1 protein-coding gene and 1 pseudogene are annotated in these 2360 nt (G+C 64.5%); both read right to left on the bottom strand.

What is annotated here, in order from left to right; all coding sequences use genetic code 11:
* Nucleotides 1-83: 83 nt before the first annotated feature.
* Nucleotides 84-1352, bottom strand: coding sequence for a DNRLRE domain-containing protein (locus ACWF94_RS38830; RefSeq protein ID WP_453499746.1), 1269 nt, complete (start codon nt 1350-1352; stop codon nt 84-86).
* Nucleotides 1353-2124: 772 nt separating this feature from the next.
* A pseudogene (locus ACWF94_RS38835) lies at nt 2125-2360 on the bottom strand (methyltransferase, FxLD system); the annotation flags it as partial.

Below are 2360 nucleotides of genomic sequence, written 5' to 3' on the forward strand. Positions count from 1 at the left end.
CCACCGAGAGCACGCTGCAATCACACGAACAGGCATTCTTCCAGCAGCTCGTGACGCCAGGTCATCGCCCCACAAGAAGTGGATCAGAACCGCACTACGAGGCCGTTGACATGGGTGCTGGTGGCGTAATTCGTGCCCCAGGTGGGCTGGCTCGTCCAGCGAGTGCTCGTCGAGGCGGCCCCCGTGCTGTACAGGTCCCAGCCCTTGGCCGTGCACGACCAGGAGTGATACTCGAACAGGTTCAGTTTCGCCGCGGTGATCTGCTTCCCTGTGATGTTCTTCATCGGGAAGGACAGGAATGAACGGGCGACCTGCCCGGAGCCGTTGTTGCCGATCTTCAGCTCGGTGGCGGCAGACTGGTCGGTGGTGTTGTCCTGCTGGACGAAGGTGTCGAAGCTGGCACCAACGTTGATGGTCGGGTCGATGGTGACCGGGAACTGGGTCGCGTCGTCGGCAAGGAACTCGGCGTCCGGGGTCAACGTCATGGTGATCGTGTCGCCGTCCTGGGCGACCTTCACTGTGACCTTGGCGGTGTGGGTGTGCTCGCCGGAGTTCTTGTCGGTGCGGGCGTCCCACATCACCGGCGACGGCAGGACGCCAGCAGTCTTGCCCTTGGAATCGGTGAGGGTGACCGAGCCGTCCCCGTGCGCCTTCGCGCTCAACCCCTTGGCCCGCAGGCTGTAGGAGACCTGGCCATTTGCGTCGACGGCGGAACGGCTCTTCAGCTCCAGGAACTGCTCATAGCCGGTCCGCGTGGCTTCGATGAGCAGGTCGGTGGCGGGCAACACGTCCTTGTAGCGTGCGACTGTGTCCTCGGCACCCTCAACCGTCGGCCTGGGCAGCGCACCGTACCACCCGAGTTGCACCTGCCGATCGGCCCGATCTACCAGCGTCACCAGCGGCACGGCCGCGGCGCCCTTCGCACCGGCAGCCTTCAGCCCCTTCGGAGCAGCTTTCCTGCCCGCAAGTGCCAGCCCGTGAGGGTGCCCCTTAGCCCGGATCGAACCGTCCTCGGCTTGCACGAGCGAGGGATCGACGTCGTGCCACTCGCCGGCGTCGCCCTTGAAACGGATCGGACCCGCGTATGCCTCCTCCGTGACCGTACCGTCCGAGTTCACATACGTCGTCGACGTCTCCGTGCGAGCGTCGGTGACCTCGATCCGGCGTTTCTGGATCTTCGCCTTGAGCCGGGCAGCTGCCTCCGAGGAGGTGGTGGCGGGGCCCAGGTTCTTGGATGCGTCTCTTGGCGCCACTGCGCTCGCGGCTTCGCGTGACAGTGCGACAGCATCACCTGTGGACCCTGCGACCAGGGCAGCCTCGCCGGCCATTACCAGCGTCAGCGCCGCAGCCACTGAACGCAGTCGGCGTAAGGACGGGAGTGGCAGGAACGGCTGTTCAATGCCAGCGGGTCTGTGCCGCGTGGCTCTACGAAAGACTAATGACATGCGAATTCCTCACTGACGTAGTTACACCGCAACGCCAGTTCACGATCTTCACATGCAATGCACACGCTGTCATGACCGCATCTTCACAAAGCCCCGACCACCTCTCCCTAGGTGCCGCAGCCGGCCAGACAGAGAATCCGTTCTGCGATGATATCGCCTATGAGGCGACAGCCTCAACATTTGGCATATGCCCCCCTTAGATGAGACTTGCCCACCCTTAAGACTTGGATAAGCCTTTACCGATACGGGTGGCGAATTGCCCAAATAGCCCCCCAATTGCGACTGCCCATCAGTCGCCTCTGGCGGCCGAAATTTACTCCTCGCTCCATCGAAATGCGTCGAACACGTCGGCAGGACCACTGAGGGTGGAGCCGGTCAGCTCTTCGAGTGGGCCGGATCACCCCTCGGCTCGGGCCACGCTGCCATTGTCCTCAGGTGCGCTGCGGAAACCGGTCATCCGCATGCGAGTGGGTCCTTCAAAGCACCCCGGTCCAGCGGCAGCAGTGAGGCTTCCGTTGATTAGACACTCCCCAACCACGTCCGGTCACCCTTTGCGGAGGTTGTCGGAGCGGGACTGGTGTGAGCGCGCCGCCGCAGCGGGAGCGCTGTGCGTGTTCCGCGGGGCGGCTGGACGTCCGCCTACGACGGGGCCGAGGTCACCGGCCGTCTGTCTGCTCGGTCACCAGCTGATGGTGAGGCGGGTGTCGGGGCGGGTGACGCGGGTGCCGGGTTCGAGGTGTCCGTTGGGGGTGGTGGCCGGGTAGGCGGTGACGATGGGTTGTGCGGGGCGGTTCTGGGCCCAGCTGTTGAGGAGGTCCTTTGTCTGGCTGGTGACCTTGCTGCTGTCCGGGCCGTGGGTGACGATGCCCAGTTCGTCGGTGTCGTCGTCGGCCGGGCGGACGGTGAGGTAGGCGA

The organism is Streptomyces sp. NPDC055078, from assembly GCF_053607985.1.